Source organism: Rheinheimera sp. F8, assembly GCF_001518915.1.
On sequence record NZ_CP013656.1, the window covers coordinates 1,662,719 to 1,681,053 of the forward strand.

An 18,335-nucleotide genomic window follows, 5' to 3' on the forward strand; every position below is an offset into this window, starting at 1 on the left:
GCAGGGCTTTCGAAACGCCAACAATTTGGCGTTTCGCCTGACGAACGCCATCCGCTCTGCGAATGGCAAACGCACGGAGCGGTTTGTGGTGAACTTTAACACCGCTGGAACAGAGTTGTGGTAAATAAAAAAGGGATGCATCAAACAACCTGCACCCCTGGGGACTAAAAATCAGCCGGTGTTACTGACCGATCAGCGGCTCAATCTGGATCTCTACGCGACGGTTTTTCGCCCGGTTCTGTTCAGACGTATTGGCCACCAGCGGCTGGTCCGGGCCTGCGCCCTGAGTGACTAAACGACGATCGTCGATGCGCTGCGCGCTCAGATAGTTTTTCACTGTGTCGGCGCGTTGTTGCGACAGCCGCATATTCAGCTCACGTCCGCCGGTATCGTCAGTATGACCGGTGATCACCAGCAACGTTTTGTCATATTCAGCCAGCACTTTGGCGATGTCATTGAGCACCGGATACAGTTCTGCGCGGATGTCGCTGCGACCAGAGGCAAAGGTAATTTGTGACGGAATTTCCAGTTTCAGCACATCGCCTTCGCGTTTGACCTGCACACCGGAACCGGCCAGCTGTTCTTCCAGTGCCTGCTCCTGATTATCCATATAGCGACCGATCGCAGCACCACTTAATGCGCCCAGCACAGCCCCTAAGGCCACGCGTTTATTCTTGTGATTGCCGGTGGCTTTACCAGCCACACCACCAACGACAGCGCCAATCGCGGCACCCCGGGTGGTATTGTCTTGCGGGAACTGGGCACAACCGGCCAGCGTCAGGCTGGCAGCGGCGGCAAGGGCAGTCAGGCGAAATAAAGTCATTGTGGATCCTAAGTTTTGCATAAGAGAATTTGCATATGCGCCACAGTGTGGTGACGCCAGGCTGAATTATGGCTGAATCAGCCCGGCACGGACCGCCGTTAAACCTGTGGTCGGTGCTGTTGGTCGCGCTGGATAACTGGACATATATACGGCTAAACAGTTAAGCTGCCGCTTAATTAAACAAAGTCGGAGATGCAGGCAAATGGCGGGGTTCAGCTGGAAACGGATAGTGATCAAAGTGGGCAGTGCTTTGATTGCGCCGGCAGGGAAAGGCACGTCAACCCGTTATTTATTGGCTATCGCGCGCTTTATCAGTGAATGTAAATTACGTGGTGTCGAAGTGGTGCTGGTGTCCAGCGGCAGTGTCGCTGCCGGGCGCTCTGCGATTGAATTTACTCATCAACCGCTGCCGATTAATGTCAAACAGGCCTTAGCAGCTATTGGTCAGGCACAGATGATGGCGACCTGGAGCCAGTTACTCGACTGGCCTTGTGCGCAAATTCTGTTAACCCATGCCGATCTGGCCGACCGGCGCCGTTACCTCAATATCGATAACACTTTACGCACGTTGCTGAGCCACGGCGCCCTGCCTATCGTCAATGAAAACGATACTGTGGCGACTAAAGAACTGCGGGTTGGCGATAACGACAATCTGGCAGCGATGGTGGCGTCCGTCGTCGAAGCCGATGCGCTGATTATTTGTTCCGACGTCGATGGTTTATACACGGCCAATCCACGCACTGATGCGACAGCTCAGCTTATCCCGCGGGTCGAAGCGCTGACGGCAGACATCTATGCGATGGCCGGTGGCAGTCATCACAGTACCGGCACGGGCGGCATGGTGACCAAACTACAGGCTGCCGACAAAGCCACTGCGGTCGGCATTGCAACGCTGATCATCAACGGCCAGCGCGCCCACAGCTTTGAAGCACTGCTGAACGGTGAAGCTGTTGGCACTTTGTTCGCGGCCCGGCAAACGACACTGAGCGCGAAAAAACATTGGTTATTGCATTCCAGCAAAGCCAGCGCCGAAGTCTGGCTGGATCAGGGCGCGGCGCAGGCGGTGCAGCATAAAGGCGCGTCTTTATTGGCCAAAGGCGTCAGTCAGGTACTAGGCGAATTCGATAAAGGGGACGCGGTCTGGTTACTGGCGCCGGATGGCAGCAAAATTGCTAAAGGTGTCAGTCAATACAATGCCGCTGAACTGAACAAAATCAAAGGCATCCATAGTGATCAAATTGCCGCCGTGCTGGGTTATTGCCCAAGCGAAGTGGCGGTGCACCGGGATGATTTAGTCGTTTTGCTGGATGTATAAAAAGGGAGCCTGAGATGCAAACCGAAGCTAAAAACAACACATTTGATGTCATCGCATTATGTCAGGCCGCGCGTGCGGCGAGCCGGCAACTGGCGCAGTTATCTGAAGCACAAAAAAACCAGATCCTGACAGACATGGCAGAAGCGCTGATTGCGGCCACGCCGGCCATTCTGGCAGCGAATGCGCTGGATATGGCGGCGGCGCGGGAAAAAGACCTGGCGCCGGCGATGCAGGACCGGTTGTTATTAACTGCAGAGCGGCTGCAGCAATTAGCGGCTGCAGTGCGGCAAATCGCTGCGTTACCGGACCCGGTCGGGCAAATCCGGCAGCTGGCGCCAAGACCGAATGGCATTCAGGTTGGCCGGATGCGCATCCCGCTTGGTGTGATTGCAATGATTTATGAAGCCCGGCCGAACGTGACTGCCGATGCCGGCGCTTTGTGTCTGAAATCTGGCAATGCGGTGATTTTGCGCGGTGGCCGCGAAGCCTTGCATTCCAGTCTGGCGATTGCGGCGGTGTTGCAGCAAGTGCTTGAGCAGCATCAAATTAACCCGGCGGCTATTGCGGTACTGCCGGATCCGGACCGGGCGATTTTACTGGAACTACTGCAACAAAAAGCTTATGTCGATTTGGTGATCCCACGCGGTGGCGAAGGACTGATCCATTTTGTCAGCGCCAACAGCCGTATTCCGGTGATCCAACATTACAAAGGTATCTGCCATTTGTTCGTCGACAAAGCGGCAGATCCGGACAAAGCCTTAGCACTGTTGTTAAACGGCAAAACTCAGCGGCCGGGTGTCTGCAATGCGCTGGAAACTTTGCTGGTGCATCAGGATATCGCGGCGGCATTTTTACCTTTAGCCGGCGCGGCACTGGCAGAGAAAGGAGTTCAGGTATTTGCCTGCCCACGCAGTCTGGGCTATTTCAGCGCTGCGCAAGCGGCCGGACCTTCGCAATACGACACTGAATATCTGGCGCTGGCGATGTCAGTACGGGTGGTGGCTAGTTTTGCCGATGCGACGGCACATATAGAACAGTACAGCTCCGGCCATACCGAAGTGATTTGTACGCAGGACATCAGCCGCGCCCAGCGTTTCCTGAAACAGATCAACTCCGCCGTAGTGATGGTCAATGCCTCGTCGCGGTTTTCCGATGGCGGTGAGCTGGGGCTCGGCGCTGAAATTGGCATCTCCACCAGTAAGTTACATGCCTATGGCCCGATGGGGTTGGAGTCATTAACCACGGAAAAATATATCGTGATTGGTGACGGTCAGGTCCGGCAATAACTGGCAGATCCGCTGCTGCAAAATGGCAGTGGCGGACGCTAAAACCGGCCGGGTTAGTTACGGATGGTGTCGTTACGGTTCCATAAATTCTGATGCTTCAGATAACTAAAAAATTCGTCCGGATTCCAGCATTTAGGGATGAGGTCGGTATTAATCCGCTCTTCAAAGTTCGACACCAGCTTACTGAGGATCTCACGCAGCCGTTCTTCACTGATGCGTTCGAGCTTTTGCTGCGCCACCGCGAAATACAGGTTATTTTCGGCGCTGACCACCACATTGATGCCAAAGGTATTAAAGGTCAGATTCCGGGTGACCTGCCGGCAAATTGGCTGCTCCGGTTCGAGCGGATACAGGCCGTTGACGATGGCATATTCATAGCGGTCCAGGTCGCGTTTATCCGAGTCCTTCGGAATATAAGTGATGCCATAGCCTTGTGGGAAATAACCGGTCACCGTCAGCAAACTTCTGACCACCTCCGCCGGATACCAGCCCTTTTCCACGCCGGCTTTAAGTAGCGGCCCGACTTTTGGCAGGCTGTCGTAACTGTAATTTTGTTTCGACGGCAACACCACCGACGTGTAAACCTGCGGGATCTTCAGCAGGTTGCCAATGCCATCTTCCGGTGTAATGGCTGAGCGCAATAAATGCAGCGTGAACGCCTGTTTATCTTCTTCCATCATCACAAACAATTCGCGCTCGGCCCGCGAGTTGCCGATGTACTGGTCCAGTCCCAACCCTTCTTGTAAATACAGCTGACTTTGCGCAAAGCTGATTTGTAATAATTGCTGGCGGGTGTCGGCGGGCAAGATCCGGTAAGGGTCGGCGTCGCCATCCGGACCATAGAGTAATTGCTGTACCTGCGGGTGCTGCAGGCCAATGTCCTGCAGCAGGCAAGCCATCACCAGCGGGATCTGCACTTCTTCGATAAATGCTGATGAAGTATCTGCTGCAGTATTCAGTGAGTCAGCCACTTTGGCCAGCACATAACGATTCTTGATTTGTTTGTCGATCAACAATTGTTGTAACAACAACAGTGCCAGAATGGCTTTATACAAATGTTTGTGGCGTTGATTGGTTGCTGCAATATTTTTGCCGTAGGTCGGCGACATCAGCTGAATAGTACCCAAAGCCCGCGCCGCGAGTTGCCGCGATTCTTCCGGTGTATCCCCCTGGATCAACTCGACCACCTGGCGGGCAATGCCTTTTAGTTGCCGGATCCGATCGATACGGTGATCCTGCTGCTGTTTCAGACTCTCTTTCAGCTGTTGACTGGTCTCATTCAGTTTCAGTTCGAGTTTGTGGCGGGCCCCTTTGCTGGCATCATCCAGCCGGCGTTGCAACTCGGTTTTTTGTTGTTGCAGCTGGTCGATATTACGTTGTTCGTGGCCCTGAAAATACCAGGCGGCCTGTTCATACATCGACAGCCCTTGTGTGCTGTTATCAAAGGTCTTGCTCAGCAATTCTTTGATAATTTTGGTGGCAGCATTGGCGCCGTATAAGGCCTGGTTCATGCCGGAAAATCCTTTGCCTTTTCAGGTACAGTAGAGGTCCATGATGACACAACTGTAGTCGTTTTTTCAGCCCCCGCCAGCGCAGAGGTCTGGCTTTCTATCCGGAAAATTAGACAAGCAGGGCTAATTTTGCTTTTCTTAAACAATTAATAAGTAAAGGAAAAAACTCAGTGTTTATTGCAGTAATTGGCGGTGGCATCAATGGTGTGACTTCGGCATGGCAGCTGGCGCTGGCAGGCCATCAGGTCGAATTGTTTGAACGCGACGGCCTGATGCAGGCGACCAGCGCGGCGTCCAGCAAATTGCTGCACGGCGGCCTGCGTTATCTGGAGCAAGGTGAATTTCGCTTAGTGCATGAAGCTTTGCATGAGCGGCGCTGGTGGATCAAAAAAGCACCGCACCTGACCCGGCGGTTGCCAATTCTGTATCCGATTTACCGTAGTGGCCGCCGGCCACGCTGGCAACTAAAAATCGGCCTGTGGCTGTACGATATGCTGTCAGGCCGCAAGGGCATTGGTCGTCATCGCTGGCTCAATGCAAAGCAGGCGCTGCGCTGCAGCCCGGATTTACAACCAGATGGTTTACTCGGCGCTTTTTTGTTTTTTGACGGCCAGATGGACGACCAGCAACTGGGGCTTTGGGTGGCGGCACAGGCCCGTCAGCATGGTGTGCAAATCCACGATCATTGTCCGGTGCTGGCGTTGCAGGCCGATGGTCAGTTGCAGCTTGGCAGCGGTGAATGGCGTCAGTTTGACCGGGTGATTAATGTCGCGGGGCCCTGGGCAAATCAGTTGCTTGAGACCTCTGGTCTGGCCGTGCGGCAGCCGCTGGACTTAGTCCGTGGCAGCCATCTGCTGTTACCGCCGTTGTGCCGTTATGGCCATATGCTGGAAGTGCCGGGAGAGAGCAGGATTGTGTTTGTATTGCCGTTTAAAGGTCAGACGCTGTTAGGTACCACCGAAGTGCGACAGCAACTGAGCGAGCCCATTCAGTGCAGCGATGCTGAACGCAGTTACCTGCTACGGCTGTATAACCATTATTTTGTCACCAAACGCTTTGACAGTGATATTCAACGTGAATTTGCCGGTGTCAGACCATTACTTGGCGGTGCGGATGATGCCAGCAAAGCCAGCCGCGAATATGCGATGCATTGGCAGCAGGCGATCCTGACGGTGAATGGCGGCAAGTGGACCACTGCGCGGGCGCTGGCGAAGCAAGTGGTCGCACAGGTGCAAGGCAGGGATTGATTGTTGCCGGCAGGGCAAAACCCTGCGCAGCAGCAAACGTTAGGTTAAATCCAGTGCCAGGATTTTTGAGCGGCGCTGATAGTTGTACAGCTGCTGTTTTTTTGCCGGTAAATCGGCGACGTCTTTCAGTTCAAAGCCGTGTTCGAGGAACCAGTGGATGCTGCGAGTCGTCAGTGCAAACAAGGTGTAATATTTGCGCTGGCGGGCGAGGCTGATAATGTGTTTCAGCAGCAGGCTGCCGCGGTCGGCGTCGCGGTAGTTCGGGTGCACGGCCAGGCAGGCAAATTCACCAACATTCTCTTCCGGAAACGGATACAAAGCCGCACAGCCAATCACCAGGCCGTCGCGTTCAATCACGACAAACTGGTCGATTTCCATTTCCAGCTGCTCACGGGAGCGGCGTACCAGCAGGCCTTGTTGTTCCAGCGGCCGGATCAGGTCCAGAATACCGCCGATATCATTGATAGTAGCCAGACGCAGGCGTTCGGCGGCTTCGGTAACGATTTGGGTACCGATACCATCACGCGAGAACAGCTCCTGTAACAGCGCGCCGTTCATTGTGCTGCTGACTAAGTGGCAGCGTGACACACCGGCGCGGCTGGCCGTGATCGCGGCATGCAGGAACGCCAGGGTCGACGTACAGGCACGTTGGCCGCTTTCCAGTGCGGTCAATGTGCTTTCAGCGAAATTAGGCATTAACTCAGCGATAATCTCGCCATCTTCGTCGATAATGCCGCCATCGTCGCTGAAGCCAATCATTTTGTCGGCTTTTAATTTGATCGCGACCTGAGTGGCAATTTCTTCAGCGGTCAGGTTAAAACTCTCGCCGGTGACTGATGCGGCGATAGGCCCCATCAGCACAATACAGTTCTGGTCGAGCTGGCGGCGGATACCGGCGACGTCGATACGGCGCACTTTGCCGCTGTGGAAATAATCGACACCTTCGTCCACGCCCAGTGGCTGTGCGATGACAAAGTTGCCACTGACCACGTTGATTTGCGCATTGTGCATCGGCGTATTGGACAAGCTCATCGACAGCCGGGCGGTGATATCGAGTTGCAGCGCGCCGGCGACTTGTTTAATCAGCTGAAATGAATCGTCGTCAGTGACGCGGATCCGGTTGTGATACTGCGCCGTCAGGCCGGCATGCGTCAGCGCATCATTGATTTGCGGCCGCGCACCGTACACCAGCACAATTTTAATACCCAGCGTATTGAGCAGAGCGATGTCATTGATAATACTGCGAAAACCAGGTTGTGTAATGGCCTCACCGCCCAACATCACCACAAAGGTTTTGCCGCGGTGTGCATTGACATAAGGGGCCGACTGGCGGAATCCATCAACAAGTTCAGTAGTACGCACGCTCTGTTTGTGTCCTTCTTTGAAAGTGGATCAATAATGCTGGGCTCAGTCATAAGCGCTTTGTATGACAGCGGTATGACTGATAGCAGTATAACCGTCAGACCACAGTTTGCTGAGTGCATACAGCGGAGTCTGAACGGGACAGGAAATTGGCGCGTACTTTAATGGAAAAGTGGATAAATATCCAACAATTATTTGGTTCGCTTTTTGCTGGAGTAGAGCATTAATGGTAAGGCATTGAATAAGAAAAAGATGTATTCGTTTTGTAGGGTTTTGACTGTCTCGCCCTGCAAATATATCCACAAAAACAGCATATAAATCTAAAAGGCGGGCGCTTCCCTGCGCCCGCATCGCAAAAACAGTTTTCTCAGTGATCAGGCGCCGCTACTGAAACTACAGACAAACTGCCAGCTGCTATCGCTGCCGGGTTTGCTTTGGGTCCACCATTTGGCCTGATACAACTTACCGGCATCAGACATGTAGTCGCCGCTGGCGGCAAAACTCGGTCTGTTGGCTTCATCTTTACGTGGCCAGTTCGGGTAAGCGAAGATTTTGGCTGGATCCACACCGCCACAAGTCTGGCCGGTTTGTGCTGGTTTTAAATCAAGATTGACGTAGCCTGCGGCATTGCGCAGGTAAAACCTGTTGCTGCTAATCGGCTGCTGCAGGCTGATTTGACCGTTGCTGAGCACACCAATTTGCACCAAATCGCTGTGCAGGGTATTAACCTGCTGCGCCAGTTCCAGCGCCCATTGCTGACCTGTCTGATTGCTTGCGCTTATCAACAGCGATTTTTGCAGCTGTTCCTGGCCGTTGACATCAAACACCCTTAGCAACGCCGTTTCACCGGCTTTGCCAAGCTGCGTTGCCGTTAAATAAGCACCTTTGTCATGCCAGTTGCCGCTATTGCTGTCGCCGTTACTGAACTGCAAATCTGAACAATTATAAAAACCTTCACCGACCACATCCTGACGTTGCCAGCGCGTATACAACACGGCGTTGCCACTGCGGTTCTTCGGCAGCGGCACGTCGATTTCGTAATAGCCGCTGACTGCCGGTACATCAGTTTGCTGATGGATCAGCGTCAGCTGCTCCCAGCTCAGCGGCGCGCTGGCCGCATCAAAAGCTGGGTTCGACAGATAAAACTGCCAGAAACTGGGATTGTGTGGCGTGGTGGCACGAAAACGCACGCGTAGCTGCGGCGTGGTTTTTAAATCAATCACTGTGCGCTGCCAGTGCGCGGATGGCACATCCATCCCGGCTTTGCGGCTGTCGCCACCGGCACAGAGCAAGCCATTTTTCACGGCAGCGCGCACCGCAGTTTGGTTGTGGTAGTCCGGCACATTGGTCGAGTATTCATGGTGTTGCGTCAGCATGTAGCCGCCGGATTGTTGGTAAGCCGCGCGACAGGCCAGATTTGGGATGCCAGAACCATCGGCCGGCCACCAATAGCCGCCGTCGTCTTTGCAAATTTGCTGCCGCGCTTTGGGGTAATCAACATAACCATGCGCCTGTACTGTGTATGCGGTCAGTGACAACAGCAGCGCGCTGCCACTTAACAATAACTTTTTCATCGGGTGCTCTCCTGAAGTGACAGACCGGGGTAGCGGTCTGTCTGTTAAGTATCAAAGGTTGGATCAGGCTTTGTTGCAGACAAAAGTCCAGCTGCTGTCGGACCCGGGCACGGTTTGCGTCCACCAGTTGGCTTTGTAGATTTTGCCCTGATGGCGCAGATAATCGCCGCCTGCGGCATAAGTGCCGCGTGGCCAGTTCGGATAGTCATTGACAGTGGCAGGCACGCCGGCACAACTGCCGCCAGAATCCCCCCCACTGATAGTGCCGGCAGGTAACTGCGGATATTCCTGTTTTAGTGCAAAGCTCTGGCTACCGACGTTGACGCGCCAGTTCGATGGCATCGGGATCGGCAGGTAATAATTCAGCGTGATGCTGGTGCTGGCGTTTGCTGCCAGCGGGCTGTGTGTGGGTAATGTCAGCTCGACGCGGTGGAAGTCGTTTTGAATACCACCGATGTTGTTGCCACTACTGTTACGGCCACTTTGTGTGACCTTGGTACCATAACCGCTTTGATCGGTGAAGTTATCGCCGCTGGCGGTTGGCACATCAAAGCTGATTTTGGCGCCGCCCGGAATGGTCTGGCCGGATTTGTTGCTCAGCGTCAGTTTCGGATTGATTGGGTAGTTGGCATCGCCGAGTTTAAAGCCGTCAATCTTGACCTGCAGATCCAGGCTTTGCGCCGGCAATGCTCTCGGGTCGCGTTTATTGCCATAAGGCGCGGCGGTTTTAAAGGTCTGGTAGAAGATGTTGGTGAGGTCGCTGCCCATGCCATATTCGGCTTTGGCCGCGTCATAGCTGTAGTCGCCGGCCAGCTCCCAGAACATCACGCCACCAATGCCTTTATTGACGATGTAATTGGCTTTTTGCTGAATACTTGCTTCGTCTTCGACTGACAAAAACACTTTTTTCGTGTCGTTCCACAGCCAGGTTGCGACCAGCGTCGGGTCGTATTGCCCCTGATAGACGCCGGTCAGGCGATCAGTCGGGTCATTAGCCGGATCCAGGCCATAAGCGGCGGCATAAGAGCCGGCTTTGCCCAGTTGCAGGTTGCGGGTATGCCATAGTGGGTTAGAACCAGCCGGAACTTCAGCGCCCAGACTGTTTTTGTCATGCCACAGATTGTCGATGCCGACTGCGCCAGCCCCGCATTGGTTTTGCGGTGACCCCCCGGTGCCGGGCGGGCACTGGTTTTGATTCGCTTGCGCCGCTTTGCCCCATAAGCCTTTCGTGCCGCCCGTGACATTCTGCCAGCCGCGGCTGTAATAAGGCACACCAATATTGACGCGGCCAGCCTGCATCGCACCACGGAAATAATGATAAGCCCAGTCGGTATTCAGGTAGCCAAGGCCCTGATACTGCGCGCTCTGGTAGTAATTCCACACCAGCAGTTCGCTGTCGCGGCCATCGTCAAACAAAGCCGCATTCGGGCCGACATGCTGGTTCCAGGCGCCGTGCAGGTCGTAACTCATGATATTGACGTAATCCAGATACTGCGTGACCGGGAACACCTCCATACCGCGCAGCAGATAACCGCTCGATGGCGAGGCGATAGTCAGTAAATAGTGTTTGCCGTCAGCGACTGAAGCCGCATCAAGTTTTTCCCGCAGTGTTTTCATCAGTACCTGATAAGACGCCATCAGGCCGGCACGGCGGGCGTTGGAGATAGCAAAATCATCCGGATTGCCGGAATCTTTCATGCTGGATGGATATTCGTAGTCGATGTCAGCGCCGTCAAAACCGTAAGTGCGCAAGAAGGTCACGACGGAGTCGGCGAAGGTGTTAATGCCTGCGGTATTGACGCTGTTGTCGCTGTTGGTGGTCATAGTGTAAAAACCACCGCTGGCGACGCGGTTACCGTTGTCGTCAAAATAACCACCGGTTTCGGCCCAGCCGCCAATCGACACCAGGGTTTTTACGCCCGGATGCTGTTTTTTGAATTTATTCAGCTGGTTAAAGTGGCCTTTATAGCTGAACTGCGGGTCCATTTCAGCGCCGGCGACACCGGGCCATTCCATATTCGTCGCGGCATTGTCCGGCGCCTGCGGGTTGCCAACCGACACTTTGTGCTGCGCATCGACATGAGCAAAGGCGTAGTTCAGATGGGTGACTTTGTCCCACGGAATGTTATGAGCAAGGTAGGACGGCTGGCCGTTTTTGCCGGTACGCCAGCTGGTGAAATAACCGATGATGCGGCGCGGATGGTCAGCGCCCATTTTCTCCCGGCCCTGCTGGTCGTAAATAGTGCAATAGGGCACATCGAGGCCGGGCGTCTGGTACAGGCCATCAGGGCGGCAGGCGGCGTGGCCGCTTGGGGTGCTGGTCACACTAAACATGATGCTGGCTTCGCTCTGGCCACCGAGATTATCAATGACCCGTACTGTCAGTTGCTGGGCACCTGCTACAGCGGTCCAGCTGCTGCTGTAAGGTGCGGCGGTTTTTTCCGCGATCACAGTGCCGTTTAACAAAAACTGCACTTTGGCGACGCTGCCATCGGCATCGCTGGCATTGGCGCTCAGTAACACGGTTTCACCGACGTTCAGGCTGGCGTTGTTGGCCGGCGCTGTGATACTGACGCTTGGCAACTGGTTATTGCCGGCGCTGACACTGAAGCTGACCGCTGGCGTCTGACTGCTGGTGGTTTTGTCATCATAAGCCTTGGCATACACACTGTGGTTGCCGGCAATTGCAGTCCAGTTCAGGCTGTAAGGCGCGCTGCCGTCGCTGCCGGCCAGTTGATTGTCGACAAAAAATTCGACCTTGCTGACACTGCCATCGGCATCGCTGGCGGTGGCGCTCAATGTCACGGCCGCACCGGCACTGTGGCTGCTGCCGGCCGTTGGCGCCGTCAGGCTGACTTGTGGTGGCTGATTCACCACGACACCGTCACAGTCGCCTAGTTTGCTCCATTCCTGATACGGATTGGCGTACTGCGACGGGTTTTTATTCTGATTCCACCAGTTTGCTTTATAGGCCTTTTGCTCGTGCTGGACTGTGGCGCCACCGTTGTAGGCTTTGCTGGCGAGCCAGCTTTCCAGATTGGTACAGCTGACGGCGGCCGCCTGCTGTGACAGGCTGGCGAGGCTGACTGCAAGCAGGGTATGTTGTATTTTCATCAAAAATTCCTTCAGGCGGGTGACCGGCACCCGCCATGTTTAATGGATTCTGTGCAGCGCTGACGGTACAGCGGGGCTGCACTATTTATTGCTGTGGATGTCCAAGCCCCTGATGCATCGCATTCAGAATGTGGCCGTTGTCCGCGTCTAATTCCCAGGCGAAGATGCCGCCTAAGCCGTATTGACGAATGAGATCGCCTTTGGCCTTGACTGAGCGGGGCGTGTCAAAGCTGACCAGCGTGGTACTGGTTGGATTCCAGGCATAACTGGCTTTGGCCTGGTCATCCCAATACAGCGTGAAGCCGTTGGCGCCGCTGCCATTGACACCCCCCATCAGCTGGCTTTCGATTTTTTTGTAATCTTCGATGCCTTTTTCCCAACTGCCAGCGATGCCTTCACCGCCGGTGCCGGTAAATGGATTACCATTTTTCACACCGCTGACCGTTTTCCAGCCACGGCCATACATGGCCGCACCAATAGTGACTTTATTGGCAGGGACTTGCCGCGCCAGCAGGTGCTTCACCGCTTCCTCGGCCGAAAACCCGCTGATCGGCGAATTGTTGTTAGGGTAAGTACCCGCCATATGACCCAGGGTACCGTTCCAGGCGCCGTAGTAGTCATAAGTCATCAGATTGATGTAATCCATGTAAGGATGTGCCGCTTCCCAATTCACCCGGCTGAGTTTTTCCACCCCACCACTCATGGCTGCGGTTAACTGATAGGTACGGCCGGTTTTGGCGGACAAAGCGTTTAAAGCTGTGCGTAAGTCTTTCATCAGTAACACAAAACCGTCGCCGTCCTGTGGGCTGCCAAGCAGCTCGTTAGCACCACCACCGCCGGGGAATTCCCAGTCGATGTCGATACCGTCAAAGAAATCGTAGGTTTTGATGAAGTCGGTGATGGATGCGACAAATACCGCGCGGGCTTTAGCGTCTGTGCCGACTTTGTACAGCGGATCGGACAAGGTCCAACCGCCGACCGAGGGCAGAATTTTTAAATGCGGATTGGTTTTTTTCAGCCGGTACATTTCGGCAAACAGGCCTTTAATCGGCTGGTCCCATTTGTCGTTGGCGTAGGCTTTGTCCAGCGCCGCCCACTTGTCGTGGACCACTACGCTGTAATCGGCTTTGCCTTTACATTGCGCCTGCAACGCGCTGTAGCCCTGTGGATTGTCACGTTTCAGCGCGTCATTAGCACCACAAACCGGAATAAAACCATAAAACAAATGCGTCAGGTTTTTTGCAGGAATATCATAGGCATGGAAGTTCCTGCCATAGATGCCCCATTCGACAAAATAACCGCCGACCATTTTGTTGCTGGTGTTCTGATAGGGTTTGTTTTGCTGTAATAAGGGTTTTGGCCAGCCGGCAAAATTCAGCTGGGTCCAGGGATCAAAACCGCCTGGCGTGCCAGGGCCACCGCTGCCGCTGACTGTGATCAGGCGTTTGTCACTTTGCGTGCAACTGCGTTCGCTGCCCACCACATTACACAGCGCTACCACATATTCATAACTGCCGGCCGCGCTTACAGTGACAGACTTGCTGCCGCTTTGCGCATTCTGGCCATTGGCGGTCAGACTGGCACTGTGTACCACGACGCCATTTTGTAATAACTGCCACTGGTTGCCATTGGTTCCCCACCACATATTCCACTGGATCGGTACGTTCACACTGCCGTTTTGTAGCGTCAGATTAGTTTCCTGCCAGCCCAGCACTGGTTTGGCCGGCGCTGCCGGGGCGGCCTGCAGCTGCGCGCAATAAAGCGCCGCGCACAGCCAGCCAAGCCGGCGTGGCGTGATCAATTGAGTTTGCATATAAAGTCCTGCCTGTTGATTTAGATTTATTCTGATTTCAGTAGCATGACGGGCGCTGGGGTACTTTCTGCACTTATCCTTGTGTGAGTTGTCCGTGGAGGAGTGCCTGTTTTGCTGACATCAAGATGAAACAAATGACAGCGTTGTCAAAATCGATTTTCAGACAAGAACGTGATTTTTATTTGATTAATTTCTGATATCAGGGCAGGTGTGTGATTTGGCTGGGATTTCAATAATGACACCATTGGCAGTGTGAAAGACTGCCAATGGTGATAACAGGTTAATCGAGGATGATATGCGGTAAAAACCGCGAGCTGTCTTTGGTGATCAGCGAGTTGTCTTCACGGATACCGATACCGGCTGCACTGTCACCGACCAGCCAGGAACCGATCAGTGTATAACTGTCGCCGAATTTAGGCAGCGGATGAAAGGCCTGGCGGATAAAACCACTGTCGTTGTACGGACCGTCAACTTGCAGCCGTTGGCCCTGATGGTCGACCAGCTCGATATTCGCGCCTTCGCGTGAATACAACGGCTTGCGCACCCAACCAGCACCAAGCGTGTTTGTGGGGGCTGTGTCAAAAAACGCCGGTAGTAAATTCGGATGGTTCGGATATTTTTGCCATAACAACGGCAAAATGCCTTTGTTCGATAACAACATTTTCCAGGCCGGTTCCAGATAGCGGGTGTTGCTGCTTTTCAGGTGCGTGCCAAAATCTTCCCGCAGCATAAATTCCCACGGATACAGCTTAAACAGCGACTGCAGCGGGAAGTTGTCGGTATCCACCAGCTGGCCATTAATTTCACCAATTTGATCCAGCCCGAGAAAACGCGCATCGATCCCGGCCTGCATCGCAATATCCATCAGATAATGCACAGTGCCTTTGTCTTCGATATTGTCAGCGACACAGCTGAAATAGACCGGTTGCAGCAGGTTCAGCGTGGCAAAACGGTGTTCCAGCTGGTCTTGTAAAGAATTAAACTGATCGGCGCCTGTAGGCAGTTTGCCGCGCATCAGCTGATCTTCCAGCCAGACCCACTGGAAAAAACCGGTCTCATATAACGAAGTCGGCGTGTCGTAGTTCAGTTCCAGCAATTTTGCCGGCCCATTGCCGTCATAGGCGAGGTCCAACCTACCGTACAGATGCGGTTGCTGGCTTTGCCAGCTGGCAGCGATCCAATCCCAATAAGGTGCCGGCACATCCAGCTGTTGTAACAGCTGTTCACTGGCCAGAATTTCCGGTACCAGCGACAGCGCCATCTGGTGAATTTCTTCAGTCGGTTCTTCTAAATCCTGTTCAATCTGCTGCAGGCTGAACTGATAATAGGCCGACTCATCCCAATAAGGTTCGCCGTCAAAGGTGTGAAAGTTAAAGCCAACCGATTCGGCATAACTGCGCCAACCCGGTCGTTCGGCTATCCGTAGCTTTTTCATCGTTTGAGTCCTTAACCGCCGGAGGAGGCGCTTTGCTGTTCACTGCGCCGTTGCGCCTGTGCACCAAAACCGCCGCGCGACGCCATTTTGCCCGGCGCCATCTGCATCCGGGATGGCATCACACTGACCGGACCGGTCTGACGGGCCACTGGCTGATTACCTGCAGTGCGAAAAGTCGACAAATCATCTTTGGATTTATACAGCGGCTGCGTTGGCACATATTGTTTGGCTGAACTGCTTTTATTCAGCATCTGGCCGGCGAGGAAGCCCATCATCATCGGCATAAAAAAACCGCCGCCGGAACTGGCCTGTTGTTGGCCAGGCACTGGAGCTGCGGGCGCCGGGCAATTGCCGGCACCAAAGTCGGCTTCACATTCGGCCTGAGTCTGATACTTCGGGGCGACCTGCTGATGCAGCGCTTCGGCTTTGGCGAATTCAGCTTTGCAGCTTTCCGGTGGATTATAAAAAGCCGCGCATTCTTCGGCGTTTTTGTAGACAGCGCTTTCCACAGGCTCTTCCGTGCTGCAACTGGCGAGGAAAAAGCCCGTCGCTGGCACCATTAAAACTAATGCCGCTTTTTTACTGCGTTTGACTGCTTTGTTCATGGAGCCTCCGTCAGAATGTCATGCTGGCTGCGTTCACCAGGCCTACGGCAATGGACGCGCCGGCGGCAAGGATGCCGGAAGCGATTTCGCCTTCGCTGATCCGCTGTGGCAACTGGCGTACGGTCAACCGTACCGCGACAAAAGTACCAATCTGGATGATTAACGCGAAAGCGCCCCAAATTGCGCAATCAGCCAGCGAAATTGAATGTTCGATGGCGCTGGCCAGTGGCAGTGCAAAGCCGATTAAAGCCCCGACAAAAGCAATGGCTGCGGCCGGGTTATTGGCACGGATCAGGGCGAGTTCGTCGTGGGGTGTCACCCAGCTGTAAAAACGGCAAAACAACAGTACCAGCAATACCGCCAGCACAAAAAAACTGAGGAAAGCGGGCAATCCGGCTACTGAGGCGAGAATGGTATCAGGCATAAGGAAATCCTTGTCGACAGAATTAAACTAGATTTCCCTATCATCCTGAAAATTCACTGGAAACGCAATCACTGACCCGGCTTGTGCGCATTTACATATTGCTGAGCTATGCTCAGAAAGATCCATCCCGACGTCAATTCCGAGGAATTCACAATGTTAAATCAACTGAAAGTGCGAAGCCGCCTGGTGCTGCTCGCTGCACTGCCATTGACGGCGCTGGTGCTGATGTGTCTGTTGTCATTGTATGACATGAAATTATTGGCGACAGGCGTAGACAGCCTGTACAACGACCGGGTGAAGCCACTACAGCAAATCAAACAAGTGTCTGATGCTTATGCAGTGACAATTGTCGACACCCTGCATAAACACCGCGCCGGTTTATTGGATGCCAGCCAGACCCTGCAAATATTGCAACAAGCGGAAGGGGATGCGGAAAAAGCCTGGCAGGCCTATCGCGTCACCCAAATGACAGATGAAGAGCAACGTTTGCTGGTGGCCGCCGAACGCGACATCGCGCACTGGAGCGCGCAACTGGCGCAGTACCGGCGCTTACTGGCTGATAATCAGCTAACGCAGGAACCGGTCAAAAGTTTTAATGAGACTCTGTATGCCAGTGCCGATCCGCTCAGTGTAGCGCTGACCAAGCTGATTGATTTGCAACTGAGTGAATCCGGTCGTTTTACCGAAGAAGCACAGCAGACCCTCGCCAGTACCGTCTGGTTATTTGTCAGTGTGGTGCTGCTGGTGGGGCTGGTGTTGTTGCTGTTGTCGGTGCTGGTGACGCGCTCAATCCAGCAGCCATTGTCGAGCCTGCAGACCACCATTATGGCGGTCGGCACCAACTCTGACCTGCGCCTGCGCGCCGCGGTCACCGGGCGCGATGAGATTGCTGATACTGCGCTGGCGTTTAACCAGACCATCGGACGGATGCAGCAGTTTTTTTCTGATTTATCCAATGCGGTCGTGCAACTGGCGGCGGCGTCGGAAGAAATGAGTACCATCAGCCATCAGGTCAGCAAAACGGCGTTTGAACAGGAACAGCAGGCTAATCTGATTGCCACAGCGATAAACCAGATGTCGGCAGCGATTCAGGAAGTTGCCAACAGTGCACAAAATACCTCAGATCAGGCCAATCAGACGGATGTGCAGGCGCAACAAGGTGTGCAACAGGTCACGGCCAATATCACGGCCATTACCCGCTTGTCAGAAACGGTGAATGGCGCCAGCGCGGTCATTGGTCAGCTCAGCACTGAGTCGGACAAAATCAGTCAGGTGCTGTCGGTGATCCAGAGCATCGCGGCCCAGACTAATTTGCTGGCCTTAAACGCCGCGATTGAAGCGGCACGGGCCGGCGAAGCAGGGCGTGGTTTTGCCGTAGTGGCAGACGAAGTACGCACCCTGGCGACCAATACCCAGCAAGCGACGGAATCGATCCGCAGCATGATCGATACGTTGCAGGCAGCAGCCCGCGATGCGGTCAACGCCATGGCGCAGTCGCAGGGCCATGCCGACGGCAGTGTGCTCAATGCACAACAGGCCGGTACTGTGCTGGAACAAATCAAAAACTCGATCTCAGCGATTGTCGATATGAACGTGCAAATCTCCACAGCAACGGAGCAGCAAACTATTGTTGCGGAAGAGATAAATCGCAATATCACTGATTTTAACAGCAGCATTTGCGAAGTCAGCCGCAGCTCAGCTCAAAGTGCCGAGGCCAGTGAAACGCTGGCTGAACTGGCTTCGCGGTTACGGTTGCAGGCGGCCGAATTTCAGGTCTGACCTGCATTCATAGCGGCTATTGCTCTGTCTGTCGCAGAACCGGCCAC

At 54.1% G+C, this 18,335-nt stretch carries 13 protein-coding genes; 4 read left to right on the plus strand and 9 right to left on the minus strand.

The features are described from left to right. Nucleotides 1-181: 181 nt before the first annotated feature. Nucleotides 182-823, minus strand: coding sequence for an OmpA family protein (locus ATY27_RS07580; protein WP_208932996.1), 642 nt, complete (start codon nt 821-823; stop codon nt 182-184). 229 nt (nt 824-1,052) lie between these two features. Here ATY27_RS07580 and proB point away from each other — a divergent pair, with 229 nt between their 5' ends. Beyond that, nucleotides 1,053-2,138, plus strand: a complete 1,086-nt coding sequence (proB, locus tag ATY27_RS07585; protein ID WP_244151415.1) for a glutamate 5-kinase — start codon at nt 1,053-1,055, stop codon at nt 2,136-2,138. Nucleotides 2,139-2,152: 14 nt separating this feature from the next. After that, on the plus strand, nt 2,153-3,424 hold the full coding sequence (locus tag ATY27_RS07590) for a glutamate-5-semialdehyde dehydrogenase (protein ID WP_208932998.1): 1,272 nt from the start codon (nt 2,153-2,155) through the stop codon (nt 3,422-3,424). A 53-nt stretch (nt 3,425-3,477) separates the two neighbouring features. Here the strand turns inward: ATY27_RS07590 and ATY27_RS07595 are convergent, their stop codons facing one another. Next, the gene (locus ATY27_RS07595) at nt 3,478-4,935 is read right to left on the minus strand and encodes a hypothetical protein (protein ID WP_208932999.1); all 1,458 of its coding nucleotides are present in this window, start codon (nt 4,933-4,935) and stop codon (nt 3,478-3,480) included. A gap of 170 nt (nt 4,936-5,105) precedes the next feature. On the opposite strand from ATY27_RS07595, the gene ATY27_RS07600 reads away from it, so the two are divergent. Next, nucleotides 5,106-6,182 (plus strand): glycerol-3-phosphate dehydrogenase/oxidase, encoded by a 1,077-nt coding sequence (locus tag ATY27_RS07600; protein ID WP_208933000.1) that lies wholly within the window; start codon nt 5,106-5,108, stop codon nt 6,180-6,182. Between the two features lie 39 nt (nt 6,183-6,221). Here the strand turns inward: ATY27_RS07600 and argA are convergent, their stop codons facing one another. The 7 genes from argA to ATY27_RS07635 all read right to left on the minus strand — a co-directional run bounded on the left by argA (nt 6,222) and on the right by ATY27_RS07635 (nt 16,509). Next, nucleotides 6,222-7,544, minus strand: a complete 1,323-nt coding sequence (gene argA, locus ATY27_RS07605; protein WP_208933001.1) for an amino-acid N-acetyltransferase — start codon at nt 7,542-7,544, stop codon at nt 6,222-6,224. 374 nt (nt 7,545-7,918) lie between these two features. Then, nucleotides 7,919-9,118 carry a lytic polysaccharide monooxygenase gene (locus ATY27_RS07610; RefSeq protein WP_208933002.1) on the minus strand — a complete coding sequence of 400 codons (1,200 nt, stop codon included), beginning with the start codon at nt 9,116-9,118 and terminating at the stop codon, nt 7,919-7,921. A 63-nt stretch (nt 9,119-9,181) separates the two neighbouring features. Continuing rightward, nucleotides 9,182-12,232 carry a glycosyl hydrolase family 18 protein gene (locus tag ATY27_RS07615; protein WP_208933003.1) on the minus strand — a complete coding sequence of 1,017 codons (3,051 nt, stop codon included), beginning with the start codon at nt 12,230-12,232 and terminating at the stop codon, nt 9,182-9,184. A gap of 85 nt (nt 12,233-12,317) precedes the next feature. Further along, the gene (locus ATY27_RS07620) at nt 12,318-14,045 is read right to left on the minus strand and encodes a glycosyl hydrolase family 18 protein (RefSeq protein WP_208933004.1); all 1,728 of its coding nucleotides are present in this window, start codon (nt 14,043-14,045) and stop codon (nt 12,318-12,320) included. 280 nt (nt 14,046-14,325) lie between these two features. Further along, nucleotides 14,326-15,480 carry a glutathionylspermidine synthase family protein gene (locus ATY27_RS07625; protein ID WP_208933005.1) on the minus strand — a complete coding sequence of 385 codons (1,155 nt, stop codon included), beginning with the start codon at nt 15,478-15,480 and terminating at the stop codon, nt 14,326-14,328. Nucleotides 15,481-15,491: 11 nt separating this feature from the next. Beyond that, nucleotides 15,492-16,085 (minus strand): DUF1190 domain-containing protein, encoded by a 594-nt coding sequence (locus ATY27_RS07630; RefSeq protein ID WP_208933006.1) that lies wholly within the window; start codon nt 16,083-16,085, stop codon nt 15,492-15,494. A gap of 10 nt (nt 16,086-16,095) precedes the next feature. Beyond that, on the minus strand, nt 16,096-16,509 hold the full coding sequence (locus ATY27_RS07635; protein WP_208933007.1) for a DUF350 domain-containing protein: 414 nt from the start codon (nt 16,507-16,509) through the stop codon (nt 16,096-16,098). A gap of 153 nt (nt 16,510-16,662) precedes the next feature. Between ATY27_RS07635 and ATY27_RS07640 the strand changes: the two genes are divergently transcribed. Next, nucleotides 16,663-18,288, plus strand: a complete 1,626-nt coding sequence (locus ATY27_RS07640; protein WP_208933008.1) for a methyl-accepting chemotaxis protein — start codon at nt 16,663-16,665, stop codon at nt 18,286-18,288. Nucleotides 18,289-18,335 lie beyond the last annotated feature (47 nt).